Genomic DNA, 19,551 nt, shown 5'->3' on the forward strand with positions numbered 1-19,551 from the left:
TAATCGGACCAAAAGGGAATGGCGTTGTCGGACATTGCATCCGGAGCGGACGAAGCATCAGCCGGCACCACGGCCGAAACGAAGGTGTTCGCGCATATCAGCGGCCTTCTTGAATTCTACGCCCGCAGGACGCCGGCGGCACCCGCACTCCTCGCTCCCGGCCGGCCGGCGCTCAGCTATGGCGTGCTGGCCGAGTCGATCCGGCAACTGGTCCGTACCTTGCGTGAACTCGGCATCGGTCCCGCAGACCGCATCGCGGTCGCGCTGCCGCGCGGCGCCGATACTGCGCTGGCGCTGATCGCGGTCGCATCAGGCTGCGCCTGCGTCCCCATCAACCCGGATCTGACGGCGGACGAGCTGCAACGCTATTTCAGCGAACTGAAGCTGACGGCGCTCGTGACCCGGGCCGACATGAACTCGGCGAGCCGCGACGCCGCCAGAGTGCTCGACATCGCCGTGATCGATTTCGTGGCGGGGCCCGCCCGCGATCTCGGCGGCTGCGCGTTCATCGCTCCGGCGATCGGGCCGGCCAATGCCGGCGGCTCTTCGCGCGGCGACGACGATGCGTTCATCCTGCTGACGTCAGGCACGGCGGCGCGGCCGAAAATGGTGCCGCTGACCCACCGCAATGTCTGCCTCTCCGCCTACAATGCCGGCCATGTGCTGTCGCTCACGACGCATGATCGCCTGCTCAACGTCCTGCCGCTGTTTCATGCCCATGGCTTGATCTCCGGCCTGCTCACGGCGCTGGCCGCGGGCTCCAGCGTGATCTGCACCGACGGTTTCGACGCATCGTCGTTCTTCGGCTGGATGCGGGAGTTGCAACCGACCTGGTACACGGCGGTGCCGACTATTCATCGCGCATTGCTGACGGCGGCGGAAGTAAACCCGGACCGCGCCCGACCATCGTCGCTGCGCGTGATCCGGTCGGCTTCGGCCTCGCTCGCGCCGGCGATTCTCGCCGGGCTGGAGACAACGTTCGGCGTGCCCGTGCTCGAGACCTACGGCATGACCGAGGCGGCCTCGCAGATTGCGGCCAATCCGTTCGAGCTGCGCAAGGTCGGGTCGGTCGGCCGCGCCGCCGGCCCGGAGATCGCGATCATGGACGAGACCGGCCGCACGCTCGCAAGCGGGGCGCACGGCGAGATCGTGCTGCGCGGGCCGAACATGAGCCGCGGCTATTATAATGACGAGCCGGCGACGCGGGCCGCATTCCGCAACGGTTGGTTCAGGACCGGCGACCTCGGCAATCTCGATGACGACGGCTATCTCTTCATCGTCGGCCGCATCAAGGACGTCATCAACCGCGGCGGGCAGAAGATATCGCCGCTGGAGGTGGAAGACGTCCTGCTCAGCCATCCGGCGGTGCTGGAAGCCGGCGTGTTCGCGGTCCCGCACGACAAGCTCGGCGAGAACGTCGCGGCCGTCGTGGTGCTGCGGCCGAACGCCGAGGCGACCTCGGACCAGCTGCGCCAATTCGCGCGAAAGCGCCTTGCGGCCTACAAGGTGCCGAGCCTGATCCGCAGCGTAGCGGCGCTGCCGAAGGGCGCCAGCGGCAAGGTCAAGCGCAACGCCCTCGCCGAGCTGATTGCAACGGTCGACGCGGGCGACGAGCCCCGGCTGCCGCGCAATGCGGTCGAGAGCCAGCTCGCCGAGATCTGGGCCGGCCTGGTGGAGCTGCCGCAGATCGGCGCCGACCAGGACGTCTTCGCGCTCGGCGCGGATTCGCTCGCGGTGACACAGATGCGCTCGCGCTTGCGCGACCGCTTCGATGTCGACTTCTCGTTCGAGGACATCTTCGATTGCCCGACGGTCGCAGCGCTTGCGGCCCGGATCGAGACCGCCGCAAGCCGGCGCGAGACGGCGCTGCCGGGCTGGCGCCGGCTTGCGGGCACGGACGCACCGCTGTCGTTCCAGCAGCAGCGGATGTACGTGCTCTCGCGACTGGACCCGACCCGGTACAATTATAACGTCGTCGAGATCGCCGTCCTCAAGGGCCCGGTCGACGCCGCCGCGCTGTCTGCGAGCCTCGCTGCGATCTCAACGCGCCATGAGGCGCTGCGCTCGGTGTTCGTCGAGCGCCAGGGCGAGCCGATGCAGCTTGTGCTGTCATCGGCGCCGCGGCTGGAGCGCATCAAGCTCAAGCCATGCCCTGCGGGCAGGCGGCCTGCGGCAATCCGGCGCGAGGCGCTCAGGCTTGCGCAACATCAGTTCGACCTGGCCCACGCGCCGCCCCTGAAGACGACACTGCTGTCGTTCGACAGGAACAACCATGCGCTGGTGGTCAACGTCCATCACCTCGCCACCGATGGCTGGTCGCAGCAGCTGTTCTGGCAGGAGCTCGCCGTCCATTATGCCGCGGCGCGCAAGAAGCATTCGGCCGCACTGCCGCCGCCCGCTTTCCAATATCGCGACTTCGCACTCTGGCAGCAAAACTGGGCGCAGACGCCCGCGGCCAGGGAGCAGCTCGATTATTGGCGGACCCAGCTCGACGGCGTCACCATGCTGCCGCTGCGAACTGACAGGCCGAGACCTGAGATCTGGAGCGGACACGGCGCGCGTCACTACCTTGAATTCTCAAAGTCCCTCTCGTCCGAGCTGCGCGCGCTGAGCCAGAACCAGGGCGTCACGCCGTTCATGACGCTGCTCGCCGCCTTCCAGTGCCTGTTGTTCCGCCACACCTCGCATGAGGACGTCGCCACGGGATCGCTGATCGCCAATCGCAACCAGATCGAGAGCGAACGCCTGATCGGGCTGTTCGCCAACACCCTGGTCCTGCGCAACGATTTCAGCGGCGATCCGAGCTTCGGCGAGATGTTGCGGCGGGTGCGGCAGGTCACGCTGGACGCCTACCGCAACCAGGACCTTCCGATCGAGGAGGTGTTGCGCGCATTGCAGGTGGCGCGCCGCAGCGACGGCAATCCGCTGTTCCGGACCATGTTCATCCTCCAGAACGCCTCGATCGAGGCGGCGCGCTTTCCTGGCCTGTCGACCCGGCGGCTGGAAGTCGATCCCAGGGTGGCGCGGTTCGACATCACGCTCGAACTGGTCGAGGCCGATGGCCGCTTCACCGGCTTCTTCGAATACGCCACCGATCTGTTCGAGGCCGCGACGATCGAAGCCATGGCGGCCCAGTTCAAGACGCTGCTCAAGGCCGTCATCACCAATCCGGAGCAGCGCATCTCGCGCCTGCCGCTCCTGACCGAGGCCGAACGCCGGCAAGCGCTGGCAAAAGGCCGGGGCATGCCGGCCAATTTCACCACACGCGGCAACTTGAGCGAACGCTTCGAGCGCCAGGCGAGGAAGACGCCGAACGCCGTCGCGGTCTCGGACGATCGCACGTCCCTGACCTATCGCGAGCTGGCGCGCCGCAGTGGAGCGGCCGCGCGCTGGCTGGCCCGTGAGGGCGTCGGCGCGGAGAGCGTGGTTGCCCTGCTCGCGGAGCGCGGGCCCGACCTGCTCGCCGCGATGATCGCGGTGCAGCGTGTTGGCGCGGCCTTCCTCAATCTCGATCCCGACCAGCCGACGGCACGGCTCTCGACCATCCTCGGATCGAGCTGTGCCCGCGTGCTGCTGACCGGGCGGGCTCAGTCTGCCATGGTCGAGGCCTTGCTCGAACCGCTGGTCGAGCGCATCCCGGTGGCCGAGCTTGACGACGTGGTCGCGACAAGGGCAGACAAGCCGGCCCACGCCGCACGGCGCGCCGCCTCGAGCCTTGCCTATCTCGTCTATACGTCCGGCTCCTCCGGCGCGCCGAAGGGCGTCATGATCGAGCAGCGCGGCCTGTCGAACCATCTGGCCTCGCTCATCTCCGAGCTCGGCCTCTCGCCTAAGGACGTGATCGCGCAGACCGCGCCGCAGAGCTTCGTGATCTCGGTCTGGCAATTCCTCGCCGGTCCCATGGTCGGCGCGCGCGTCCATGTCTGCGGCAGCGCGATCGTGCAGGACCCGATGCTGCTAGCGCGCGAGATCGAGGGCGAGGGCATCACGGTGCTCGAGATCGTGCCCTCGCTGCTGCGCCTCATTCTCGAGCGTATGGACGAGGCGCCGATCCGGCGCGCCTTCGCGAAGCTGCGGCTGCTGATCTCGACCGGCGAGCCGTTGCCCGTCGAGCTCTGCCGCGCCTGGTTTGCGCGCTGCCCGAGGGTGCCGCTAATCAATGCCTATGGCGCCTCGGAATGCTCCGACGACGTCTCCCTGCATCGCCTGACCAAGGCGCCGGCGATCGCGACGGCCAACGTTCCGATCGGGGCGCCGCTGCCGAACACGCAGCTTTACGTGCTCGACGCGCAGCTCCAGCCGCAACCGATCGGCGTGACCGGCGAGCTCTGCATCGGCGGCGCCGGAATCGGCCGCGGCTATATCAACGATCCCGCGCAGAGCCGGCAGCGTTTTCTGCCCGATCCGTTCTCGCGCCAGGCCGGCAGCCGGCTCTACCGGACCGGCGATCTGGTCCGGCGCCGCGCCGACGGGACGATCGAATGCCTCGGCCGCGCCGACCATCAGGTCAAGGTCCGTGGCTATCGTATCGAGCTCAAGGAGATCGAGAACGCGCTGGCCGAGCATCCAAGCGTGCGCGCCGCCATCGTCGAACCGCGCCGCGAGGCGAGCGGCGACATCAGGCTGATCGCCCATGTCGTCGCCAAGCCCGGCAGCCGGAGCAGCGCCAGCGAGCTGCGCGACTTTCTGAAGAGCCGCCTCTCCGTCCACGCCATCCCCGCCGCCTTCCTGTTCCTGGATCAGGTGCCGCTCAACGCCCATGGCAAGATCGACCGCTCGGCGCTGCTGGCATCCGTCCCGCCGGAAACGTCCGGCGCGGATGCCGTCGTCCCGGCGCGGCGCTTCACCGAAAAGGTGCTCTCCGACATCTGGATCGACCTGCTGAACGTCGAACGCATCGGTGTTACCGACAATTTCTTCGACCTCGGCGGCCATTCGCTGCTGGCCGGCCAGGTGATGGCACGCATCGCGCGGGCGCTCGGCGTGTCGCTGCCGATCAAGGCCATCTTCGAGGCGCCGACGATCGAGGGGTTGGCGCGGCGGGTCGAACAGACCGTGGCCACGAAGCCGAACAAGCCTGCCGCAAGCTTGCCGCGATCGGCTGCGGGCGGGCCGCCGGCGCCTTCCATCGGGCAGGACCAGATGCTGCAGATCGAGCGGAATCTGCCGGGGCTGCCGCAGTTCAATCTGCCCTTCGCCTTCCGCCTGCAGGGCCCGCTCGATTCGGCCGCCCTGGCAAAGGCGATCGACGACGTGGTGCGCCGACACGAATCGCTGCGCACCGCGTTCGCCTGGAACGGCGATGAGCCGGAAAGCCGCATCGCCGCGCCACGCACGATCGGCCGAATCATGACGGTCGAGACGATCGGCGACGGTCATCCCCACGACAACAAGCGCCGCAAGGCGCTCGAGCTCAGGAAGATCGATCTCCTGATCGAGCAGGAGGCCTATACCCCGATCGACACCAGGCGCGCGCCGCTGTTGCGCGCCCGGCTGTTGCGGCTCCACGACGACGACCACGTGCTGCTGCTGACGTTGCATCACGCCGTCGTCGACGGCTGGTCGATCGGCGTGCTGTTCGAGGAATTGTCGAGCCGCTATGCCGCGCTGGCCGGATATCCGTCTGCGCCGCTGCCGAGCCCGCCGCCGGCCTTTTCGGACGTGGCACGCTGGCAGCGCTGGTGGTGCGGCACCGACGCGGCGCGCCGCCAGGCTTCCGACTGGATCCTGAATTTGCGCGGAGCGGGTCCCCTCTTCGACGGCGAAGCGAGCCCGGGCGCCTCCACCGGGCATCATCCGGTCTGCCTCGAGCGCGAGCTGATCGACCGGCTGACGGCGCTTGCCGGTCAGCACAATTGCACGCTGTTCATGTGCATGCTCACCGGCCTGAAGGCCATGCTGCTGGCCCGGACGGGCCGCACCGACATCGCGGTCGCGACCGCGATGGCCAATCGTGCCCAGCCGGACACCGACCGGATCATCGGCCCGTTCGAGAACACGGTGATCGTCCGCACGACAATCACGCCGGACCTGTCTTTCGCGCACGCCCTGCTGCGGGTGCGCCAGAGCGTGCTCGAGGCGCATGCGCGGCAGGAGCTGCCGTTCAACGTCCTGGCCCATCGACTGGAGCAGGAGGGGATCGATCCGGCCTCGCTGCTCCAGGTCTATTTCACGCTGCAGAATCCGTTGCGCCGGCCGCTCGATCTCCCGGATCTCGCGACGGAATCGATCGGCAACGTCGCGCGCGAAGGCCAGCCGGTGCTGCCGATCGACCAGACCTGGCTGTCGCTGATGCTCAAGGAGCGCCCGACCGGCATTACCGGCTCCTGCAATTACAAGCGCGATTTGCTCGAGGGCCGAGCGGTCGGCGAATGGATGGAGGACCTCGTCGCCCTGCTGACGGCGGCGATCGCCCAGCCCAACGCACCACTCGGCAGATTGCTCACGCGCAGGGCCGCTAGATGCCGCGACATCGCGCCGGAATACGGGTTCACGCCCCAAAGCTGTGAATGATCAAGTTGCAGCTTGATTATTTGGCGTCGTCGCGCAAGATTATTCTCGGGTTTTGATTAGGATGATCATTTTCAACCGGGGGAGTGTTATGGGTTTCATCAAATTTACCAAGAAGACCTCGCTTAGCGCAGAGGACCGCAAGGCGCTGCAAGACCTGCTCAATTTCGAGAAGCAAAAACTTCAGCTCGCGCTGAAGGATGTCGACGCCAGCCTTAAGGCTCTGCGCGGGTCCAAGAAGAAGTCCAAGAAGAAGAAGTAAATTCGTCGGTCGGGGACGGCCGTAACGAATCTTCGCAGAGCGGCCGCTTGCGTGTTGAGCTTGGGGGCTCGCACAAGCTTACGCCTGTAAACCGGCCTGCAAATCGACAAGAATTCGCCCGGGTGGACCGCTAGGTACGGTCCTCTCGGCTGATTCTTGCGCAGTTGTTTCTTCCGTCGGGACCGAGGGATTTGGCCTCGCCCGACGCCATGGGCCCAATTGATGGCAGACGACAGAATCGAACTCTTTGTCGGACTGATCGAGACCATTGACGTGCCGGGCGCGGCCGAGGCGTGCCGACGCCTGCTCTCGGTCGACGAGCGGGCCCGGGCCGATCGCTTCGTGTTCGAGCGGCATCGGCGGCAGTACATCTTCGCACATGCGATGTTGCGCCTCGCGCTGTCGCAGGTCGCTTCCAACGTGGCGCCGACCGACTGGACGTTTGGCGCGGGCCGCTATGGCCGGCCGTTCGTCGCAGCACCGGCTACCTCGACCGCGCTGCATTTCAGCCTGTCGCATGCCGACGGCTGCGTCGCCTGCGTAGTGTCGCGGCATGAGGCCGTCGGGGTCGACGTCGAAACCGTGTCGCGGCGCGTCGCGCCGCTGTCCACCGCGCTTCGCTTCTTTGCGCCGGAAGAGGTCGAAACCTTGCGCGGACTGCCGGAGCCCGCGGCGATCGAGCGCTTCTTCGACTATTGGACGCTCAAGGAGGCCTATCTGAAGGCCAGGGGCTTCGGGCTCAATCTGCCGCTCGACGCCTTCGCCATGCAGGTGTCACGCGAGGCCATCGAAATCAGCTTCAAGCCCGACATCGTCGACGATCCGGACGCCTGGCGCTTCTCGCTGTGCTCGCCATCGCCCGCGCATCGCCTCGCGATCGCCGACGGCTCCCGCGCGAACGGCGGCCTGCCCATCAGCCGCCATCCCTGGCCTCTCCGTCAAGCGACTGAATGAAGCGCGCAAGCGGCGAGGCGCCGCGCGCCGATTGGATTATTTTGGAGTCGCGAGCGATGCGGCTCTTCTCCCTCTCCCCGTTCCTACGGGGACGCGACGAGCTTCGCTCGCGCTGAGAGGGTCGGGGTGAGGGCCTCTCTCCGCACGGGGGATCGCTGTGAGACCTGTATCCCCTCACCCGGAATTTGCTGCGCAAATTCCGACCTCTCCCCGCAGGCGGGGAGAGGTAAGCATCAGCGCGCTTCTTCGAAGCCCGCCAGCACCGAGGTCAGGTTGGCGCCGAGGATATCCGAGAGATAGCCCCCTTCCTGGACCAGGACGGTCGGCAGCCCCATCTTCGCGATGGCCTGGCCGATGCGGCGGAAGCCAGGCGTGGTGACGGCCAATCCCTTCAGCGGATCGTGCTCGGAAGCATCGAGGCCGAGTGCGATGACGAGGGCGTCGGGGGCAAAGGATTCGATCGCCTTGCGCGCGATGTCCAGCGCCTGGAGATAGCCATCATCGCCGGTGCCGATGGGAAGCGGAATGTTGAGATTGGTGCCGAGGCCGGGTCCTTCGCCGCGCTCATGCTCATAGCCCCAGACGTAGGGATAATACGCAACGGGGTCGGCATGGATCGAGATCGTGTAGACGTCGGGCCGGGCATAAAAGATGCCTTGCGTGCCGTTGCCGTGATGGACGTCGACGTCGAGGATCACGACGCGCTCGTGCTTCTGCCGCAGATGCGCCGCCGCGATCGCGCTGTTGTTGAGGAAGCAGAAGCCGCCGGCCATGTCGCGATAGGCGTGATGGCCGGGCGGACGGCAGAGCGCGTAAGTTGCGTCCTCGCCGTCCATCACCATCTGCGCTGCGGTCACCGCAACATCGGTGGCGGCGCAGGCCGCGGCCCACGTGCCCGGGCCGATCGGCGCTGCGGTGTCGGCGGTATGCCAGCCGAGTTTGCCGACGATGTGGGTCGGATAGGTCGCGGCATGGCGCACGGGATGGATATTGCCGATCATCTCCGGGCCGGAATCGCCGAGCGCCGTCCAAGCGTCCCAGGCTTCGCTGAGGAACGACAGGTATTCCGGGCTGTGAATGCGTGCGCGCGGCCCGGGCCCGAACTTGGTTGGCTCGACCAGCTGGTGCTTGCCATCCCGCAATCCCCTGAGCAGGCGGTCGGCGCGCTCGGGCTGCTCAGTGGTGCGCTTGACGACACCGCGCACCAGAAAGAATTGCGGATCGTGGCTGCGGTGCAGCTCGGTATGGACGGCTTTCACTCAAACACTCCGTGGTCGCATGGACGTGCCGCAGAGTCTTGATCGCCACGGCCGCCGGATGCAAGCAAGAAGAATGCCGCCCAGCGTCGCGCTGCCCTGCGCCGAGAGCAGAGCGCGTGCGAAGCTCAGCAACGGCCTCGCTGAAGACAGTGCTCGCGGCCCGGCTGGTCGGTGCGGAAGGACTCGATGAAGCCACCCTGGCGCTGGGTGACGAAGATGGTCTTGCCGTCGCTGCCGCCGAAGGCAATGTTGGTCGGCTCCTTGGCCTTCAGCGGGATCTCGCGCTCGACCGCGCCGGTCGGCTTCATCAGCGCGATCGTGCCCTTGAGAATGCGCGCGACGTAGAGGCGGCCGGCAACGTCGGTGCGCAGGCCGTCGATGGTGTCGGGCTGAAACGCCTTGACGAGTTTTGCAGCCGTCAGCTCGTTGCCGCTGATCGCATAGGACCAGATCTGGCCGCTGCTGGATTCGCCGACATAGAGCGTCTTGCCGTCAGGGCTGAGGTCGATGCCGTTGGTGGTGCCCATCGCGCGCGGCGCCGGCATCACCTGCCCTCGCACCGTACCGTCCGCTCCCCTGGCGATGCGCCAGATGTGGCCTTCGCGCCCCTTCCAGTTCGGATCGCTCGCATAGATCGTGCCGTCCGGCGCGATCGTGATGTCGTTGGGCTGGCTCATCTCGCCGGAGTGAAACCACACCGCGGGTTCGGTCGCACCCTTGGGAATCGCGAAGATGTTGTGCTTCTTGTAGTCGGCGATGAACATGGTGCCGCTGCGATCGAAACGAATCGCATTGCCGACGCTGCCTTCGGGGAGCGTCGTGAACAGCTCCGAGGCGGCGCCGCCGGCGGGCAATTTGCCTATTGTGCCGGGCTTGCCGAGATTGACGACGAACAGATTGCCGTCGAGATCGGCGGCGGGCCCTTCGATGCCGAAGGTGTATTCGCTGGCGGGCGTCACCTGTGCGCTTTCGAACAGTTTTGTTTCGGCAGCGGCCGGCAGCGTGACCAGCAGGATGCTACTGCACAGGCACCAGAAGTTCCTGCCGGATGTAATAGCCATCGCCGTCGGTGCACTCGCCGTTGAGATAGGGATCGGCTGGCCGGAAGAGTCGGCTGAAGCCGGGTCTGTCTACAGCGTCCCTTTGTGTCACGACGACGACCTTTCCGGCCGGTATTTCGCCGCATTCCTTGTTGGCCTTGCTGAAAAACTTCCGCTGCGGCGGGCCCGGCTTGATCCGCATGCGCGTGCCCGGAACCATTTTGGCGACGAACAGGTCCGCGGTATCGAGCAGGCGCGTGTAACCGGGTTCCAGCTTCGGCAGGCTCTCGCCGCCCGGCGGCATCAGCTTCTCGGCGCCAAGGCCGCGCAGGCGCGTCCGCAGCCTGCCGGCGTCGGGATCGCCAGGATAGATCCAGCCGTCCTGCGCCAGCATGAAGTGCAACACCGCCCTGTCCTTCTCCGCATCCGATTGCGCCGCGCTCAGGCCGAAATCCGAATGGCAGCCGGTGCAATGCTTCTCGACGAGGCCCTTGCGTAAGGTGGTGAGGCGAACGCTGTTCTGCGCGTCTCTGGCGACGAAGGCTGCGAGCTGGTCGATCATCGCCTGGCTGCGGGTATCGCAGGGGAGCGGCTGAGGTCGCTCGCCGGCCGTGCGATCGATCCGGATCACGGTCTTGTTCTTGTCCTCGACCAGCCAGATCGCGCCGTCCTCCGTCACCGTCATGCCGACCGGCGCACCTTGCGGCCGCGCGCCGTTGACGCGGTGCCAACCGGCGATCAGCTCTTCGAACGGCGCGGCGGCGACCTCGCCGGCATCGGTCCGGAAACTGCGGGTCGGCTCGGCCGCGCAGCTGACGTGATAGCGCACCGGTGCCGCGCTGGGCTCTGGAAAGCCGTGATCGTCGACGTCATAGACCAGCAGCCGGCTGCCGGTCGGCCGATAGCCGTGCAGGCCGACCAGGAGCTTGCCCTCAAGCTCGGGGAATTTCGCGCCGTGGTAATACAGCATCGCGAGCGGCGCGCCGTGCGGCGGCAGCAGCGAGAGCGGCGCCTTGTAAAGCGCATTGGCCGAGCAGAACGACTTGTACGCGCCCGATTGCAGCACGAGCCTGAATTCGGGGCTCGGCGTCGACAAATCGTAGCAATAGGGCCAACCATAGTGCCTGCCCTGCTCGATGGCGTTGATCTCCTCGTTCGGCTTGAAGAGATCAGGGAGGTCGCGGGCGTTCTCGCCCTGGAGAAAGGCGTAGCCGGCATCCGGAAACTTCGGGTGCAGCGCCAGCGCCATCGAGTTGCGCAAGCCGCGCGCATAGACGCTGTGCGGCGGGTCGGGATCGCCGGGTTTCAATGCCGGGAAGACGCCGCCTGCGGGCGGCGTGAACAGCCAGATCGATGCCAGCGCGGACGCGCCCTCGGCCGCCGCACAGGGTTTTGTGATCGGCGCCGGCGTGATGCAATCGTCGCTGTGCGAGCCGACATTGACGAACAGCCGGCCGTTCCGGTCGAACACGAACTGCTTGAGCGGATGCGCGCTCTCATCGAGCCTCTTACCATCGGGCAGCGTGATCCGGCGGCCGGGCATGTGGCGGATGATGGTCTCGACCGTGCTGCGTGGATTGTCCGCGAGCGGGTCGAACCGGAAGATCGTCTCCGCGGTCGAGGCGTAGAGCTTTTTGTCCGGGCCGATGACGAGAGCGAACGGATATTCTATCCCCGTCAGCAGCTCCTTGAGGCGTTGCCCCTGCGGGGCGCGCGGATCGAGCAGCAGCAGCCGCCCGTCGGTGTGGCCCCAGCCGCCCATGTCGGCGACCACCAAAAGGTCGCGGCCGGGCACCTGGACGATCGAGCGCGGAAATTTGAGGCGATCCTCTTCGTCGGCAACGAGGCCGGCGCAAAATCCCGCCTTTATGTCGATCTGGATCCTGGGAAAGGCGAGATCGCCGCTGCCGCAGGCTTCGGTGCCGATCACATAGCCGCTCTTCCTGACCGGCTCGGACGAGGCCGGGGCGAAGCCGAGCAGCGCGGCAGCCAAGCCCGCTGCAACAACGGCCGCTGCAGGCAAGCGCAGATTTCGCCGTTCGCGCGCGAATGTGAACTCGTTCACGGTGCCCCCGCCTTCCCGCCGGCGTTGTTCCATGCGCCGCCGCGCCGTCCAGTCATCACCCGCCTGTGATTAAACCTGTAACGACCTTGGGCCCGACCAATATCCGTAGATTCCCTTACCGGGCTCGACCCGAATGTTTCGCGAATGCTTGGGGTGGTATCCGTTTGCCGTCCCCAATCGCTTTCTACAGGAGGCGCCTATGGTCCAGGTCTATTTTCACTGCTCCAACACCGAGGGCACGCTGATCGACCGCTACGGCGCCGCAGTCGCCAATCTGACCGAGGCGCGCGACCGCGCCGCTCAGATCATGAACTCGATGATCCAGACCCCCGGCGCAGAAGACTGGCGCGACTGGGTGATCCATGTCAGCGGCTCCGACGGCGAGGATCTGTTCGACCTCCCCTTCACCGCCCTGCTCGGCAAGCCGCATTGAGGTGATGCCATGTTGCTCGCTTCCCTGACCCTGCTGCGCCAGCCCCTCAGCTTCGTCGCCACCCGATGGCAGACGCTGATCCGCGTCGCGGGCAACCCCTATCGGCCCGAGCTGCACTACATGCGCGGACCCGGCCCGAAATGGCGCGCCAAGTACCAGGCCAGCCGGCTGGATCGCTCGCACTGAGGCGGCGCTTACCGCGCTTTTTCGGACATTTGTATCTTCCGTCATGGCCGGGCTTGTCCCGGCCATTCACGTTTTGGGGGGCGCGGATACGAAGACGTGGATGCCCGGGCCTTCGCCTCGCCGAAGCAGCTTCGGCCGCGCAGCGGGTCAAGCCCCGGGCATGACGGGCTTGGGGGCAGCCCCGCACCTCATTGCCAAGAGTATCGCATATGACTCGCGAGGGCGCCTGCGTGCACGCCTCGTCCTTCGCGACGGCGCTGACGCGCCTCCTCAGGATGAGGCTCCTTGGCATCAGTGTCCCGTGAAACTGCTGCCGCGCACTCCGCCCTCATCCTGAGGAGCCCGCCTCAAGCGGGCGTCTCGAAGGATGGCCGCAGCGAAAAGCTCTCATCCCGCGCCTGTTTCACACCAGCCATGCCGCGCCTGCCTTTGGATGTTCTCGATGGCGGCAATGTGCCATTGTCCGCGCGCTTCGCCAGTCGCGGAGCCTCGCATTCAACGCAGCGAAGCCATCGACGAGCATCAAGACGACACCATGCCTCACCAGTTCAGCCTCAACCAGACCGTCCGCAAGCCCGCCGTCACCTCCAAGGGCGGCATCGTCGCGTCGCAATCGCGGCTGGCGGCCGAAGTCGGGGCGCAGGTGCTGGCCGCGGGCGGCGATTGCGTCGACGCAATCATCGCGACCACGTTTGCCCTCAACGTCCTGGAGCCCTGGAACAGCGGCATCGGCGGCGGCGGCGCGATGGTGCTCTACCGCGCCAAGGAAAATCGCTATGAGGTGATCGACTACGGCATGTGCGCGCCGCAAAGCCTGCGCACGGCCGATTATCCGCTCAGCGGCGAAGGTCCATCGTCCGACCTGTTTCCCTGGCCAAGGGTGAAGGACGATCGCAACACCCACGGCCCCGGCTCGATCGCCGTGCCCGGCGTCGTCGCCGGAATGGAAGAGGCGCACCGCCGCCATGCCAAAATGCCGTGGAAGGATCTGGTCGCGCCGGCAGCTCAGCTCGCCGGCGAAGGCCTGCTGGTCGATTGGTGGACGACGGTGACGATCGCGGGCTCGGCCGCCGATCTCAGGCGCTACTCCGCGAGCGCGGCCGCATATCTGAAGGACGGCCTGCCGCCGACCGCGCCCTGGGGCATCAAATTCGAGACGCGGCTGCCGCAGGACGCCCTGAAGGCGACGCTGTCACATCTTGCGGACGCGGGCGCGCGTGATTTCTATCAGGGCGATCTCGCCAGGAGCATTGCTTCCGACATCAAGGCCGACGGCGGCTCGCTGTCGGTGGAGGATCTCGCTGCATTCCGCGCCCATCTGCGCGAGCCGCTGGCGATCCCCTATCGCGAAGGCAAGGTGTTCGCGACCCCCGAGCTCACCGCGGGCCCGACCATGGCGCATGCGCTGCGGCTGTTGCAGCAGAGCTTGACGCCGGCAGACGCGCCGGATGCCGGCGCCTATGTCGAATATGCGCTCGCCCTGCAGGCCGCCTTCCGCGAGCGTCTCAAGGATATGGGCGATGCCGACGGCAAGCGCTCGCTCGGCGCCGAATATCTGGCGCCGGCCTGCACCACGCATTTCTCGGCGGTCGATCGCCACGGCAACATCGCGGCGGTGACGCAGACGCTGCTCTCGTCCTTTGGCTCGCGATATGTGACACCGCACACCGGCATCACCATGAACAACGGCATCATGTGGTTCGATCCGACGCCTGGTACCACGAACTCGCTCGCACCGGGCAAGCGCTGCCTCTGCAACTACACGCCCGTCATCGCCGAGACCAAGGACGGCAAGCGCCTCGCAATCGGCGCCTCCGGCGGCCGCCGCATCCTGCCCGCGGTGATGCAGCTCGTGTCCTTCGCGATGGATTATGGGATGGACCTGGATGCTGCCATTCACCAGCCGCGCATCGACGCCAGTGAAGGCGCGGTGGTGATTGGCGATGCGCGCCTGCGGGCGGAGGTGCGCGAGGCGCTGGCCGCGCGTTTCGACTATGAAGAGACCCGGCTGCAGGCGGTACCGCAGAAGTTCGCCTTCCCGAGCGTCGTGATGCGCGAGGGCGCGGTGAATTCCGGCGCGGTCGAGATTTTCCAACCCTGGGCCGATGCGGTGGCGGAGGCTTGACTCGCTCGACATGCCAGCGCGCGTTGAGCGCGAGCGCGATTACGCATCCAGGCGAGCGTCACGACTCCTCCACATTCGCAGGGAACTTACTCTCCCACCGTTCGTTCACTGAACGGACAAATGCGCTCGCCCACTGGAGGACATCATGAAGAAACTTGCGCTCGCCGCCTCGCTGATCATTGCGGCCGGCTTCACATTGACGAGCCCCGCGCTGGCGAAGGGTGGTCATGGCCACGGACATGGCCACAAGATCGGCCATCATCACCATGGCAAGTCATTCGGATGGTACCACGGTCGCAAGGTCGGCTGGCGCGGTCACGCGTGCCCGCCCGGACTTTGGAAGCAGGGTCGCTGCTAAAGCCGATCCAGGATTCAAGCAAGGCGTCGCTCCTCACCGAGCGGCGCCTTCTTCATATGCCGAGCCGGTCCCGGACCCGGCCCGCGATCACGGCGGTGGTCACGCCGACCGGCCAGAAAGCGTGCATCGGGATCGGCTTGATGCCCGTGATGGGCATGTCGATCTCGGCCTTGGCGCCGCCGATCAGGCGGCGGGCGAGCTGCGCGCCCATCGCAGTCGAAAGCGCGACACCGCGGCCATTGCAGCCGAGCGAGATCAAAACGCTCTCGGCGGGCTCGTGCACGTGGGGGTAATGATCCCCGGTGATGGCGAGCCGGCTGTTCCAGCCGTGGGTCCAGACGACGCCCTTGAGCTGCGGCCAGAGTCGCTCCGCATAACGCATGAGATAGGCGACGTCATGCGGCGACTTGATCCAGCGCATCGGGCCGCGCCCGCCCATCAACAGACGGTTCTGCTGATCGATGCGATAGTAGACCGTGATGTGGCCGCTCTCGTAGAGGACGGGGCGCGTCGGCATGATCGAACGGGCGACTGCGTCGGAAAGCGGCGCGGTGGCGGCGATCGACGAAAACACCGGCACGATGGTGCGGCGGAGCGCCGGCCAGAGATCGTCGGTGAAGCCGTTGGTGGCGAGCAGGACCTTGTCGGCGTGAACAATCGCGCGCGGCGTCTCGATGCGCCAGCGCGTTCCCTCGCGGCGGAGCGATAGCGCCGGCGTCTCGCCATGAACCTTCGCGCCCGCCGACATCGCAGCGCGCGCAAGACCACGGGCGTAGCTGAGAGGATGCAGATCGCCGCCGCGCGTGTCCAACATCGCGCCGATGTAACGATCGGTGCCGGTCATGTCGCGGAGCTGCTCGCGGTTCAGATAAGTCACCGGCATGCCGCGGCGGATGCATTGCTGCGCGGTCTTCTCGATCGCAGCGGCGCTGCTCTCATTGTAAGCTGCGCGCAACGTGCCGTTCTGCCGCGCCTCGCACGGGATCTGGTAGCGGCGGATCAGATCGTGTGTGAAGTTGGTCGTGCCGTAGGCGAACGCGATCATGCGGCGGCCGAGCTCGCTGCCGAAATCGGCCTCGATCTTGTCGGGGTCGTGCTTCAGGCCGGGATTGGTGTGGCCGCCATTGTTGCCCGACGCGCCCCAGCCCGGCTCCTGTGCCTCCAGCACCAGCGCCTCGACGCCCTGTTCGGCCAGATGCAGCGCGGTGGAAAGGCCGGTGTAGCCGCCGCCGACGATTGCGACCGAGACGCTCTTGTCGACGTCGAGCGGCGGCGTGGCAACCGGCGCGACGGCAGTGTCGGCATAGAGCGAGGGCGGCAGAGGCAGGCGCGTCATGGCGAGTCCGGTCAGAGCGGATGCAGCACGCGGCGCAAGAAGTCCTGCGTCCGCGCGTGCTGCGGTTGATTGAGCACCGATTTTGCCGGCCCCTGCTCGACAATGACGCCGCCATCGATGAACAGAACACGATCGGCGACGTCGCGCGCGAAGCCCATCTCGTGGGTGACGACGACCATGGTCATGCCGTCGTCGGCGAGCTTGCGCATGACGCCGAGGACGTCGCCGACCAGCTCGGGGTCGAGCGCCGAAGTCGGCTCGTCGAACAGGATCGCCTTCGGCTGCATCGCCAACGCCCGCGCGATGGCGACGCGCTGCTGCTGCCCGCCGGAAAGCTGCGGCGGATGCGCGTCGGCCTTTTCCGCAAGCCCGACCTGAGCGAGCAGCGCGCGGCCGCGCTCGAGCACCTGGGCGCGCGGCTCCTTCTTCACGTAGAGCGGACCTTCGACGACGTTCTCCAGCGCGGTGCGATGTGGAAACAAATTGAAGCGCTGAAACACCATCGAGACCTGGGTGCGGATGTTCACGATCGACGGCGCGTCGCGGTCGACCTTCAAGCTTTCGACGCTGATCTCGCCGCGGTCGTAGCTTTCGAGACCGTTGATACAGCGCAGGATGGTCGACTTGCCGGAGCCGGAGGGGCCGATGATGCAGACCACCTCGCCCTTCTCGACCGAGGCCGTGATGCCCTTGAGCACCTCGACCTTGCCAAAGCTCTTGTGGACGTCGTTCAGCTCGATCATCGCTTGCCGGCCCGCTTCTCGAAGTGACGGACCAAGAGGATCAGCGGAATGCTCATGGTGAGATACATCAGGGCGACCAGGGTGAACACGCTGGTGTTCTTGAACGTCGAGGACGCGATCAGCTTGCCCTGCAGCGCGAGCTCGGCGACCGTGATGGTCGAGGCCTGCGAGGAATCCTTCAGCATCATGATCATCACGTTGCCGTAAGGAGGCAGCACGATGCGCACCGCCTGCGGCAGCACCACGCGGCGCATGGTGAGCCACCAGCCCATGCCGATCGACTGCGCCGCCTCGATCTGCCCCTTGTCGATCGCCTCGATGCCGGCGCGGAAGTTTTCGGCCTGGTAGGCCGAATAGGCGATGCCGAGCCCGAGGATCGCGGCCTGCAACGCGCTGAGCGTAACGCCGAGATCGGGCATCACGAAGTAGAGGTAGAACAACAGCACGATGATCGGGATGCCGCGGATCACGTTGATCAGGCTGGCGCTGAGCATCGACAGCGCCTTGATGCCGGAGACCCGCATCATCGCCCAGACGAGGCCCAGCACCGTCGACAGCAGCAGCGAGCCGATCGTGACGATGATCGTCAGCGCGACGCCGTTCAGCAGGATCGGGAAGAACTCGACGGCGTCGCGCCAGAAGCCTTTCATCGGCAAGCCTTCACTAAGGAGCCTTCATCGATCAGACGCTGACGATCAACCTTGTGCCTTCAGGCCCCATTTATCGAGGATCTTGTCGATGGTGCCGTTGGCTTTCAGCTTCGCCAGCGAAGCGTTGATCTTGCCGAGCAGTGCGCTCTCGCCCTTGCGCACGCCGATGCCGACAGAGCCGACCGTGACCGGCTTGTAGCCGTCGACCAGGCGCACCTCGGGGAAGCCGCCCTGCTTCAGATTGTAGGCGAGGATCGGATAATCGGCGTAGCCGGCCTTGAGGCGGCCAGTGTTCACGTCGCGCAGGATGTCCGGGATGGTGTCATAGGCCTTTACCTCGGCGAACAGCCCGGTCTTCTTCAGTGCGTCGACAAAGGCGGTGCCGACCTGGGCGCCGACGGTCTCGCCCTTCAGGTCCTCCTGCATGGCGTAAGTCTTGGTGTCGGCCTTCGGCACCACCAGGCCTTCGCCATAGGTGTAGATCGGGTCGGAGAAGTCGACGACCTCTTTGCGCGGCGGCGTGATGAACATCGCGGCCGCAATGATGTCGATCTTGCTCGAGGTCAGCGAGGGGATCAGCGCCGAGAACTGCATCGGCTCGATCTGCACGTTGAAGCCGGCATCCTTGCCGACCTCGGTGATGAGATCGACCATGATGCCCTGGATGGTGTTGGTCTTGGTGTCGAGAAAGGTGAAGGGAATGCCTGTCGGCGTCGAGCCCACCTTCAAAGCCTGTTGCGCCGAAGCCGGCGCGACTGCGGCAATGGCGAGCGCCGCGATTGCGGCCTGAACAAAACGCTTCATCGCATCCCCCTGTTGGGCCTGGCCGGCGGCGCGCGCATGTCGCGATCAGGCGTTGCGGGCCGGCCCGTTTCGGCCTATTTTCACCAATATGAAAATTTGGTCACACTTTTGCGAACGATGCAAGCAGTTTTCATGCACATGAAGGAAGCGGTTTGACGTGAGCGGTGGCAAAAGAATGCGCAAACCGGCCGCCGCGAAGCCGGCCATGAAAAAGCCGGCCAGGGTGAAAGCCAAACCGGCCGAGCCGGCGATGGACGTCGCAGTCGGCCGCCGCATCCGGGATCTCCGGCGGGTCAGGCAATTCTCGCTGGAGACGGTCGCCGCGCGCACGGAGCTGTCGATCGGCTTCCTCAGCCAGATCGAGCGCGGGCTGTCGTCGCCGTCGCTGCGGGTGCTGGCGACGCTTGCCGACGTGCTCGGTGTCGGCATCGCCGCATTGTTCGGCGCGAGCCCGAGCGCCGACGGCGCGTCGGATCAGGTGGTGACGCGCGGAGTGCAGCGGCCCGAATTGAAACTGTGGCGCACCGGCGTGTCCAAGCAATTGCTGAGCCCGGCGAGCAGCGACAACAAGCTCAATCTGTTTCTGGTGCATCTGGAGCCCGGCGGCTCCACCGGCGATGAGCTCTACACCCACGACGGCGAAGAGGCCGGGCTCGTGCTGGAAGGCGAGATGATGCTGACGGTGGACAGTCAGACGTGGTCGCTGAAGACGGGCGACAGCTTTCGCTTCGCGAGCCGCAGGCCGCACCGGTTTTCCAATCCGGCGCAGGATGCGAAGGCCGTGGTGCTGTGGGTGAATTGCGTGACGGGGGCGGGGTAGCTGCTT

Annotated in this window: 15 protein-coding genes; 8 read left to right on the forward strand and 7 right to left on the reverse strand. The window is 66.2% G+C overall.

Annotation, left to right across the window (positions count from 1 at the left end):
- The first annotated feature begins 18 nt into the window (after positions 1 to 18).
- From ACM43_RS05670 to ACM43_RS05680, 3 genes are all read left to right on the forward strand, one after another.
- Complete coding sequence (locus ACM43_RS05670) at positions 19 to 6,513, forward strand: non-ribosomal peptide synthetase (protein ID WP_271538752.1); 6,495 nt, start codon at positions 19 to 21, stop codon at positions 6,511 to 6,513.
- An 88-nt stretch (positions 6,514 to 6,601) separates the two neighbouring features.
- The gene (locus ACM43_RS05675; protein WP_225114011.1) at positions 6,602 to 6,772 is read left to right on the forward strand and encodes a hypothetical protein; all 171 of its coding nucleotides are present in this window, start codon (positions 6,602 to 6,604) and stop codon (positions 6,770 to 6,772) included.
- Positions 6,773 to 6,994: 222 nt separating this feature from the next.
- Positions 6,995 to 7,726 (forward strand): 4'-phosphopantetheinyl transferase family protein, encoded by a 732-nt coding sequence (locus ACM43_RS05680; protein ID WP_271538757.1) that lies wholly within the window; start codon positions 6,995 to 6,997, stop codon positions 7,724 to 7,726.
- A 233-nt stretch (positions 7,727 to 7,959) separates the two neighbouring features.
- Here the strand turns inward: ACM43_RS05680 and ACM43_RS05685 are convergent, their stop codons facing one another.
- From ACM43_RS05685 to ACM43_RS05695, 3 genes are all read right to left on the reverse strand, one after another.
- Positions 7,960 to 8,985, reverse strand: a complete 1,026-nt coding sequence (locus tag ACM43_RS05685) for a histone deacetylase family protein (RefSeq protein ID WP_271538759.1) — start codon at positions 8,983 to 8,985, stop codon at positions 7,960 to 7,962.
- A gap of 125 nt (positions 8,986 to 9,110) precedes the next feature.
- Positions 9,111 to 10,046, reverse strand: a complete 936-nt coding sequence (locus tag ACM43_RS05690; protein ID WP_271538761.1) for an SMP-30/gluconolactonase/LRE family protein — start codon at positions 10,044 to 10,046, stop codon at positions 9,111 to 9,113.
- Complete coding sequence (locus ACM43_RS05695; RefSeq protein ID WP_271538763.1) at positions 10,003 to 12,090, reverse strand: PQQ-dependent sugar dehydrogenase; 2,088 nt, start codon at positions 12,088 to 12,090, stop codon at positions 10,003 to 10,005. The genes ACM43_RS05690 and ACM43_RS05695 overlap by 44 nt, the downstream gene beginning before the upstream one ends.
- A gap of 199 nt (positions 12,091 to 12,289) precedes the next feature.
- Here ACM43_RS05695 and ACM43_RS05700 point away from each other — a divergent pair, with 199 nt between their 5' ends.
- The 4 genes from ACM43_RS05700 to ACM43_RS05715 all read left to right on the forward strand — a co-directional run bounded on the left by ACM43_RS05700 (position 12,290) and on the right by ACM43_RS05715 (position 15,192).
- The gene (locus ACM43_RS05700; RefSeq protein WP_157285260.1) at positions 12,290 to 12,523 is read left to right on the forward strand and encodes a DUF6894 family protein; all 234 of its coding nucleotides are present in this window, start codon (positions 12,290 to 12,292) and stop codon (positions 12,521 to 12,523) included.
- Positions 12,524 to 12,532: 9 nt separating this feature from the next.
- Complete coding sequence (locus ACM43_RS05705) at positions 12,533 to 12,709, forward strand: hypothetical protein (protein WP_198399843.1); 177 nt, start codon at positions 12,533 to 12,535, stop codon at positions 12,707 to 12,709.
- A gap of 535 nt (positions 12,710 to 13,244) precedes the next feature.
- The gene (locus ACM43_RS05710; protein ID WP_271538769.1) at positions 13,245 to 14,834 is read left to right on the forward strand and encodes a gamma-glutamyltransferase family protein; all 1,590 of its coding nucleotides are present in this window, start codon (positions 13,245 to 13,247) and stop codon (positions 14,832 to 14,834) included.
- Positions 14,835 to 14,979: 145 nt separating this feature from the next.
- Positions 14,980 to 15,192, forward strand: coding sequence for a hypothetical protein (locus tag ACM43_RS05715; RefSeq protein ID WP_271538771.1), 213 nt, complete (start codon positions 14,980 to 14,982; stop codon positions 15,190 to 15,192).
- Between the two features lie 52 nt (positions 15,193 to 15,244).
- Here the strand turns inward: ACM43_RS05715 and ACM43_RS05720 are convergent, their stop codons facing one another.
- From ACM43_RS05720 to ACM43_RS05735, 4 genes are read right to left on the reverse strand one after another with little or no spacing between them, the layout of a single operon-like run.
- Entirely contained in the window at positions 15,245 to 16,528 is a 1,284-nt protein-coding gene (locus ACM43_RS05720) for an NAD(P)/FAD-dependent oxidoreductase (protein ID WP_271538773.1), read from the reverse strand.
- 11 nt (positions 16,529 to 16,539) lie between these two features.
- Complete coding sequence (locus tag ACM43_RS05725; RefSeq protein WP_271538775.1) at positions 16,540 to 17,271, reverse strand: amino acid ABC transporter ATP-binding protein; 732 nt, start codon at positions 17,269 to 17,271, stop codon at positions 16,540 to 16,542.
- The gene (locus ACM43_RS05730) at positions 17,268 to 17,921 is read right to left on the reverse strand and encodes an amino acid ABC transporter permease (protein WP_024341720.1); all 654 of its coding nucleotides are present in this window, start codon (positions 17,919 to 17,921) and stop codon (positions 17,268 to 17,270) included. Before ACM43_RS05730 ends, ACM43_RS05725 begins: the two co-directional genes overlap by 4 nt.
- A gap of 45 nt (positions 17,922 to 17,966) precedes the next feature.
- On the reverse strand, positions 17,967 to 18,725 hold the full coding sequence (locus tag ACM43_RS05735) for an ABC transporter substrate-binding protein (protein WP_271538778.1): 759 nt from the start codon (positions 18,723 to 18,725) through the stop codon (positions 17,967 to 17,969).
- Positions 18,726 to 18,900: 175 nt separating this feature from the next.
- Between ACM43_RS05735 and ACM43_RS05740 the strand changes: the two genes are divergently transcribed.
- Entirely contained in the window at positions 18,901 to 19,545 is a 645-nt protein-coding gene (locus tag ACM43_RS05740) for a helix-turn-helix domain-containing protein (protein ID WP_271538780.1), read from the forward strand.
- The last annotated feature ends 6 nt before the right edge of the window (positions 19,546 to 19,551 follow it).

The organism is Bradyrhizobium sp. CCBAU 45321 (genome assembly GCF_028128975.1).
GTDB lineage: Bacteria > Pseudomonadota > Alphaproteobacteria > Rhizobiales > Xanthobacteraceae > Bradyrhizobium > Bradyrhizobium yuanmingense.

What these genes read in the sequence shown, in the direction of transcription:
- ACM43_RS05670 (WP_271538752.1), top strand. Translation starts at nt 19, where the DNA reads ATGGCGTTGTCGGACATTGCATCCGGAGCGGACGAAGCATCAGCCGGC.
- ACM43_RS05675 (WP_225114011.1), top strand. Translation starts at nt 6,602, where the DNA reads ATGGGTTTCATCAAATTTACCAAGAAGACCTCGCTTAGCGCAGAGGAC.
- ACM43_RS05680 (WP_271538757.1), top strand. Translation starts at nt 6,995, where the DNA reads ATGGCAGACGACAGAATCGAACTCTTTGTCGGACTGATCGAGACCATT.
- ACM43_RS05690 (WP_271538761.1), bottom strand. Translation starts at nt 10,046, where the DNA reads ATGGCTATTACATCCGGCAGGAACTTCTGGTGCCTGTGCAGTAGCATC.
- ACM43_RS05700 (WP_157285260.1), top strand. Translation starts at nt 12,290, where the DNA reads ATGGTCCAGGTCTATTTTCACTGCTCCAACACCGAGGGCACGCTGATC.
- ACM43_RS05705 (WP_198399843.1), top strand. Translation starts at nt 12,533, where the DNA reads ATGTTGCTCGCTTCCCTGACCCTGCTGCGCCAGCCCCTCAGCTTCGTC.
- ACM43_RS05710 (WP_271538769.1), top strand. Translation starts at nt 13,245, where the DNA reads ATGCCTCACCAGTTCAGCCTCAACCAGACCGTCCGCAAGCCCGCCGTC.
- ACM43_RS05715 (WP_271538771.1), top strand. Translation starts at nt 14,980, where the DNA reads ATGAAGAAACTTGCGCTCGCCGCCTCGCTGATCATTGCGGCCGGCTTC.
- ACM43_RS05720 (WP_271538773.1), bottom strand. Translation starts at nt 16,528, where the DNA reads ATGACGCGCCTGCCTCTGCCGCCCTCGCTCTATGCCGACACTGCCGTC.
- ACM43_RS05725 (WP_271538775.1), bottom strand. Translation starts at nt 17,271, where the DNA reads ATGATCGAGCTGAACGACGTCCACAAGAGCTTTGGCAAGGTCGAGGTG.
- ACM43_RS05730 (WP_024341720.1), bottom strand. Translation starts at nt 17,921, where the DNA reads ATGAAAGGCTTCTGGCGCGACGCCGTCGAGTTCTTCCCGATCCTGCTG.
- ACM43_RS05735 (WP_271538778.1), bottom strand. Translation starts at nt 18,725, where the DNA reads ATGAAGCGTTTTGTTCAGGCCGCAATCGCGGCGCTCGCCATTGCCGCA.
- ACM43_RS05740 (WP_271538780.1), top strand. Translation starts at nt 18,901, where the DNA reads ATGCGCAAACCGGCCGCCGCGAAGCCGGCCATGAAAAAGCCGGCCAGG.